The 6,699-nt window shown below is 69.9% G+C and carries 8 protein-coding genes and 1 pseudogene; 6 read left to right on the forward strand and 3 right to left on the reverse strand.

The annotated features are described in order from the left end of the window. From D7V88_RS43320 to D7V88_RS37450, 3 genes and pseudogenes are all read left to right on the forward strand, one after another. Positions 1–787, forward strand: a pseudogene (locus tag D7V88_RS43320) (hypothetical protein); the annotation flags it as partial. A gap of 105 nt (positions 788–892) precedes the next feature. Further along, the gene (locus tag D7V88_RS37445; RefSeq protein ID WP_120545353.1) at positions 893–1,612 is read left to right on the forward strand and encodes a DUF1775 domain-containing protein; all 720 of its coding nucleotides are present in this window, start codon (positions 893–895) and stop codon (positions 1,610–1,612) included. Between the two features lie 3 nt (positions 1,613–1,615). Next, positions 1,616–1,816 (forward strand): hypothetical protein, encoded by a 201-nt coding sequence (locus D7V88_RS37450; protein ID WP_120545354.1) that lies wholly within the window; start codon positions 1,616–1,618, stop codon positions 1,814–1,816. 48 nt (positions 1,817–1,864) lie between these two features. Here D7V88_RS37450 and D7V88_RS37455 read toward each other — a convergent pair whose 3' ends face one another. Beyond that, a complete protein-coding gene (locus D7V88_RS37455; RefSeq protein ID WP_120545355.1) occupies positions 1,865–2,527 on the reverse strand; it encodes an SCO family protein in 663 nt (220 codons plus the stop codon). Positions 2,528–2,543: 16 nt separating this feature from the next. Further along, on the reverse strand, positions 2,544–3,185 hold the full coding sequence (locus tag D7V88_RS37460) for a hypothetical protein (protein WP_120545356.1): 642 nt from the start codon (positions 3,183–3,185) through the stop codon (positions 2,544–2,546). Positions 3,186–3,395: 210 nt separating this feature from the next. Between D7V88_RS37460 and D7V88_RS37465 the strand changes: the two genes are divergently transcribed. Together D7V88_RS37465 and D7V88_RS37470 are read left to right on the forward strand one after the other, a co-directional pair. After that, positions 3,396–3,821 (forward strand): FixH family protein, encoded by a 426-nt coding sequence (locus tag D7V88_RS37465; protein WP_120545357.1) that lies wholly within the window; start codon positions 3,396–3,398, stop codon positions 3,819–3,821. 73 nt (positions 3,822–3,894) lie between these two features. Continuing rightward, complete coding sequence (locus D7V88_RS37470; protein WP_244238605.1) at positions 3,895–5,097, forward strand: serine/threonine-protein kinase; 1,203 nt, start codon at positions 3,895–3,897, stop codon at positions 5,095–5,097. Between the two features lie 9 nt (positions 5,098–5,106). Here D7V88_RS37470 and D7V88_RS37475 read toward each other — a convergent pair whose 3' ends face one another. Continuing rightward, on the reverse strand, positions 5,107–5,454 hold the full coding sequence (locus D7V88_RS37475) for a helix-turn-helix domain-containing protein (RefSeq protein ID WP_120545358.1): 348 nt from the start codon (positions 5,452–5,454) through the stop codon (positions 5,107–5,109). A gap of 156 nt (positions 5,455–5,610) precedes the next feature. Between D7V88_RS37475 and D7V88_RS37480 the strand changes: the two genes are divergently transcribed. After that, on the forward strand, positions 5,611–6,699 hold a 1,089-nt coding region (locus D7V88_RS37480; RefSeq protein WP_147449036.1), incomplete at its 3' end, for a serine/threonine-protein kinase.

Below are 6,699 nucleotides of genomic sequence, written 5' to 3' on the forward strand. Positions count from 1 at the left end.
GACGGAGGGCCCGGGGAACGGGGGCGATGCGGGCGTCGTGGATCCGGGGCCGGACGAGCTGCCGTGTGATGTGAAGGCCGTGGTCGCGGAGCGCTGCGCGTCCTGCCACACCACGCCGCTGAAGGGGTACGCACCCCTGGCGCTGCTTGCGCGCTCCGACTTCCAGAAGCCCTCCCCGGCCCATGCCCAGCAGAGCCTGGGGCAGCGCAGCCTGGAGCGGATGGGGAACGCCGCGTCGCCGATGCCCCCGAGTTCGGAGCCCCCGCTTCCGGACGAAGCGCGCGCCGTGCTGACGCAGTGGCTGGAGGCGGGGATGCCGGCGGGGACGTGCGGCAGCCTTCCGTCGGGGCCCGCGCCGACGACATGCGCGAGCGACAGTTTCTGGAGCGAGGCGAGTGGCACGGGGGCCACGATGGCGCCCGGCTACGCGTGCCGGAGCTGTCACCTTCAGCAGTCGCCCAACAATGCGTACTTCTTCATGGGCACGGTGTTCCCGTCGCTGCACGTGGCGGATGGATGCGATCCCCGGCTGGGCTCCCCGTCCAACGTGAAGGTGGAGATCCTGGACGCGCAGGGCGCGGTGCGGCTCACGCTGGTGCCCAACGAAGCGGGCAACTTCATGTCGAACACGCTCCAGCCTCCCTTCCCGATGCCCTACCGCGTCCGGCTGGTGGGCCCGACCGGTCGCTCCCGGGAGATGGCCACGCCGCAAACCAACGGTGACTGCAATAGCTGTCACACCGAACAGGGCACGGGCCAGACACCAGGGCGCATCGCCCTGCCGTGAGCCCGTGTCGGAGCGTCCGGCGCGGACGCTGCGACAATTGACCGCATCCAGGCACTCGGGGAGGGGCTGCTATTCGGGAGCCTTCCTTCCTTCTGGAGTCGCCCGATGAAGCTTCCCCTGGGTCCGCTGTGCGCTGTCGCGGGTTCGCTCTTCTCCACCGCCGCCTTCGCGCACGCGGCGGTCGCGGGCCCTACGCCTCCGTACGCGGGCGTTTCCTTCGATGCCGACTTCACCGTGAGCCACGGGTGTGACGGCGCGGACACGTCCCGGGTGAAGGTGACGATTCCGGCGGGCGTCACGGGCGTGCGTCCGGTGGACTCCACGTTCGGCAAGGCCGAGGTGGAGAAGGACGGCGCGGGCAACGTGACGGCGGTGACGTGGACCCGGGCCCCGGGGGACGTGCGGGCGGCGGACACGCACTACTTCCACCTGGGCCTGCGCGCGAAGCTGCCCGCGAAGCCCTTCACCACGGTGTTCTTCCCCACCGAGCAGACGTGCCGTTCCGCGGCCGGCGTCGAGACGACGGTGGGCTGGACGGGAACGGGCGGTGGCGGGCACAGCCACGACACGGACGCGGGCACGGCCCCGGCGGAGAACCCGGCCCCGTCGCTCTTCCTGCTGCCCACGCGGCTGCCGGGCTGGAACCAATACACGGTGGAGGAGCACGTGCATGACCTCACCGTGTTCAAGGACGCGCACATCGTCTGGTCCGGCACGCAGGCGTACAGCTTCAACCCCGTGACGCAGGCGCTCATCGAGAAGGAGCCCGGCACCCAGCCGCTCACGGAGATCCATCCGGGCACGGTCATCTGGGTGAAGTACTAACCCATGCGCCACTGGCTCTTCGTGATGGTTGTCGGGGTTCTCGCCGCCTGTTCGGACAAGCCCCCGGTTTCGTCTCCGCCCGCGGATGCGGGCTCCACCAGCGACGACGCGGGCGTGACGCCCTCCGGTGTGGAGCGTCCCGGGGCGTTGGAGCGTCCCCCGGGGGACCGGCTGCCGGAGGACCTGAAGCCTCCTTCCCGGTAGCGGTGGAGGGCGGGGCCCCGCGGAAGCTTCGCGGGGCCTTGGCGTGTATCAGTCCCGGGCGTGCGACAGGATCTCCGCGTCGTGGAGCAGGGCCTCCAGACCGGCCTCCTCGCCCGTGACCTTGTAGTAGCCGCGAAGCTGTCCCCGGGCGTCCACGAGGACGAAGTGCTCGCCGTGGAAGACGCTGAAGAAGTCGTCATCGCCCGCGTCGGCGTCGCGGCCCATCATCACGCGGAAGCCTTCGAGCACCGTCGTCTCCACCTGCTCCAGCGGGCCCGTGAGCAGCGACCACGTGGCCGTGTCGATGTGATGGGCGCGAGCGTAGGCGGTCAGCCGTTCGGGTGTGTCGTGGCGGGGATCCACGCTGAAGGACACGAGGCGCAGGTCCAGGCCCCGCGCTTGTGCCTGCCGCTGCACCCGCAGCATCCGTTCGGTGAGCAGCGGGCAGACGGTGGGGCAGCGGGTGAAGAAGAAGTCCGCGACGACGAGGTGGCCCTTCAGGTCGGCGTCGGAGAAGGGGCGCCCGGTCTGGTCGGTGAGCTCGAAGCGCGGGAGCGACCCATGCACGGGGAGGTTCGCGGCGGCGGCCTGGGCGCGCTTGCGTTGAATCCACGGCGCCGCGCCCGTCAGGAGCGCCACGCACGGCAGGGCGACCAGCGCGGCCCGAAGCCAGGCGCGCCGTGAGGAGGAGGGAGCAGGAGGATGTCGCATCGGGAAGGGGCCTCGTTCATGGGGCTTGGGTGGCAGGAGGGTCGAGGACCGCGATGGGGCCGCACGTGAGCAGGCAGCCCGCGTCCTCCACCAGCCGTCCGGCGGCGGTCGTGTCGTGGAGGAGGTCGTAGAAGCCGCGCACGCCTCCGGCCTGATCCACCAGCACCCAGGCGGTCCAGGGCAGATCCTCCGCGAAGGCGTCAGCGGGCAGGACGGCCTGGCCCAGGCGTCGGGCGGAGGACTCCAGTCGCGCGCCGTCCCAAAGCCGTCGCCATCCGTGGGAGGGGGGCGGAAGGTCGGAAGGCGGGACGGGACGTGACTCCACGAGGACGACCTGGAGCGGCACGCCCAGGTCCTTCAGTCGGGCCTGGATGCCCGGAAGGGATTCGAAGTGACGTGCTCCGGTGTCGTCCGGACCGGACGCGAACTGGAGCAGGGCGAGGTGGCCGCGAAGTCGCCGCGTGTCGAAGGGGGCGCCCTGATCGCTCCGGAGCGTGAAGGGCGGAAGCTGTCCATACAGCGGCGGTGGCGGCGTGGACGTCAGGGGATGCGCTGTCGTGGCGCGCGCATCCGGCCGGGCGAAGTCCAGCACCAGCACGATGGCTCCACATGAAAGCGCGCACACGGTGAGGCCCAGGGCTCCCAGCACGGCGAGCACCCACGTGGGAGCGGAAGCCTTCGTCCGTGGACAGCAAGCGGTCATGGCGAAGCGCACCCTGCGGCAGGAGGCGCATGCGTGCGATGCGGCACGTTGTCGCGGGCCCCCGTGCGTGTCGCGCTCCGCGACAACATGTCGCGGTGCCCGCGTACTCGCTTCCGTTACTGGAAGGGGAGACCGGCGCGGCCTCCGCGCCGCCACGAAGGGCGGATGACGATGTGGATGGTGTGGATGATGTTGCTGGGTGCGGTGCCTCCAACGCCGACGGTCGGGAGCGACGTGGGGACGGTGAACACGGAACTGTTGGTGGGGACCGCGACCAGTGCGTCCGGACGACTGCGCGTGGAGGTCCGCTCATCCGGTACCTCCCTGCGGCGCGGCGTTCAGCGCTTCCACGTTCGGGTCACCGAGGTGGCCTCCGGCAAGCCGATGTCGCGAGGAACGCTGAGCGTCCAACCCTGGATGCCCGCGATGGGGCACGGCATCTCCGAAACGCCGCGCATCACCGAGCGGGGGCCCGGAGACTTCGAGGTGGCGGAGCTGGACCTGTTCATGCCCGGGGCCTGGGAGCTGCGCTTCACCCTGAAGGACACGGTGGAGGACACGGCGGTCGTCGCCTTCAAGCTGGGACGGTGATTTCGCGAGGAAGGTCTTGATTCAGGTCTATTTGAAAATAGACTCCAGGAGTCTATTCAAAAAGAGAGGCCTCGTGACCACCACCGACTCCAGCATCACGCCCGACCGGGAGGACACGGCGCCCTTCGTGGGGCAGTCCGACTTCGCGTCCGAGCGCCCGCACTTCCTCTTCCAGATAGAGGAGACCCGCTACGACTTCCTGCGCACCGTGGACCGGCGTCCCAATGGCGAGGTGTTGATGCTGGCCGAGCGCCACGAGCCGAACGTCCTGCCGGGGCCCGTCTTCATCAAGCGCTTGCACACCCCGGCCTCGCGTGCGAGGCGCCAGCGGCTGGTGGAGGAGGTCCAGTTGGCGTACCGGCTGAGCCACCCCGCGATTGCCCAGGTGCACCACTTCAAGGTCCGGGAGCGCAAACCGTACGTCGTCATGGAGTACGTGGACGGACCCTCCCTGGACACGGTGTTGTGTCTGATGGCCCTGCGCGGGCGCCCCGTGTCCGTGGCCTTCGCCCTGTTCGTGGGGGCCGAACTGGCGGATGCGCTCGACCATGCCCATTCCCTCACCGACGAAGAGGGGCGTCCCCTGGGGCTGGTGCACCGGGATGTCAGCCCGCGCAACGTGCGGGTGGCACGCGACGGCACGGTGAAGCTGACGCACTTCGGTGCTGCCTACTCCCATCTGGTGGGGCGCGTGGAGACGCAGGGTCTGCTGCGCAAGGGGGATGTGGCCTATGCCTCGCCGGAGTATCTGTCCCTGGATCCGCTGACGCCCGCCTCGGACCTCTTCTCCCTGGGGCTTTCGCTGTTGGAACTGGCCACCGGTCGTCACTTGTTCCAGGCGGCCCTGGAATGCGGCGGGAGCGAAGAGCCCACAGCGCGCCACGGCCTCCAGGTGGAAGAGGAGCCGTCCCTGCCGTTGACCTGCATGCTGGCGCAGGTTCGCTGCTACACCGCCGAGGACGTGGCCTGCGCCGTGGCGGAGTTGCCTGAGGCATTTGGCGCCGCGCTCCAGCAGGCCCTTCGACGCGAGCCCGGCGCACGGCAGGTCACCGCGGGCGCCCTTCGCGATGTGTTGCGCGACTGCCTTGCCCTGGAGCAACGACGCGAGGGCGGCAGGCTGTATGGGCGCAAGGAGGCGGCGGAGGAACTGGCGCGCCTCGTCGCGGACGCCAGTGTCGCTCGTGACCAGGTGGAGTTGGAGGACGAGGATCTCTTCCCCATGGGGCTGGAGGCGCACGCGCTGACGCGGCCTTCGGTCCGCAAGCGTCGGAAATAGGTCGCGGATTCAGCGCGACAGCGCGCGGGCCATGGCGACGAGCGCCTCCTGCTTCTCTTCATCCAGCTCGCGCGCCAGCGTCACCAGGCGTCGCAGCGCGGGAGGCTCCTTCTGGGCTTCGCGGCGGGCTTCCGTGTCCGGACGGGCCAGTCCCAGCAGCTCGTCCGTGGTGACCCGCAGCGCCATGCTCAGCTTGCACAGCATCGTCGCGCTGGGAACCATCTTCCCTCGCTCCACCCGGCTGTAGACCATGGAGTTCATCCCCACGGTGGCGGCGATCTCCGCCTGCGTCAGGCCCAGCCTCGCGCGGGCTTCGCGTGCGGCCTTGCCCACCTTCTTGCCCAGTTGTTCGTCCATGCGTGGGGCGGGAGCGTAGCGGAAAATCCCTGTCAGCCGACATGGAAGAGGACTCGACTTGATGGGTCTTCTCGGCATTAGACTCCACGTGCTCCAGGTCTCGCCATGCTCCGGAAGCGGTGACGTGGGGTCCTTCCTGGAACAGAGGGCGGAAGCGTGAACGGCCAGCACTTCGCGGACCTGTTGCCGGGCACGGATGTGGGTGGGTTCATCGTGGAGACGCTGCTGGGGCAGGGGGCCAGCGGCGCGGTGTACCGGGCCCGGCGTGGAGGTGAGTCCTTCGCGTTGAAGCTCCAGTCCCATGTGGGGGTGGGCGGCTGGGCGGAGCGGGAGGTGTCCATCCTGATGCGCCTGGAGCACCCCAACGTGGTGGGCTTCCGTCACTGCGGCCTGCACCCGGAGCGACAGCCGAAGTGGTTCTACCTGGCGATGGAGCTGGTGGAGGGCCGCACGCTGTACCGCTGGGTGCGGGAGGAGAATCCCAGCGCCCGGCGCGTGGCGGCGCTGATGCGGGACCTGGCGCGCGGACTGGATGCGCTGCACGCCGGGCTCGCGCTGCATCGGGACATCAAGGAGTCCAACATCCAGGTTCGTGAGGCGACCGGGCAGGCGGTGTTGCTGGACGTGGGCGTGGGCCACTACGCGGGAGCGCCCCGGTTGACCCAGGGCATCCTGCCGCCGGGGACGCCGCAGTACCGCAGTCCGGAGTCGCTGGCCTTCCTCCGGGAGCACGGACGACGGGAGGACGCGCACTACGAAGCCACGCGCGCGGATGACCTGTATGCGCTGGGCGTGGTGCTCTACTGGATGCTCACGGACCGGCGCCCCTTCGAGTCGCCGGACACCGCCACGGAAGTCCACGCGGTCATCCACGAGCCTCCGGTGTCGCCGCATGAACGGAACTCGCGTGTGCCGGAGGACTTGAGCCTGCTGTGTCTGCGGCTGCTCGCGAAGCAGCCCGAGGAGAGAGGGAAGGGGGCCCGGGCGCTGGACGACGCCCTGGGCGCGCTGGTGATGGACGGAGCTTGGGACGCGCCGCTGTTCCCGGATGTGGTGGAGGCTCCACTTGCACCGGTGCCCCTGGAGGGCGCGGCAGCGGACGATGCCTGGATGGAGCACGGCGAGGAGCCAGGGCCGCCTCGTCGGGGGAAGGTGCTCGTGCCGCCCGCCATGCCCTGGCCTGCGCCCGTGCCTCCTCTTCCCGTGTGCAGGGGAGGGATGGCGTGGAAGCGGTGGGGATTGTTC

Source organism: Corallococcus terminator (genome assembly GCF_003611635.1).
GTDB lineage: Bacteria > Myxococcota > Myxococcia > Myxococcales > Myxococcaceae > Corallococcus > Corallococcus terminator.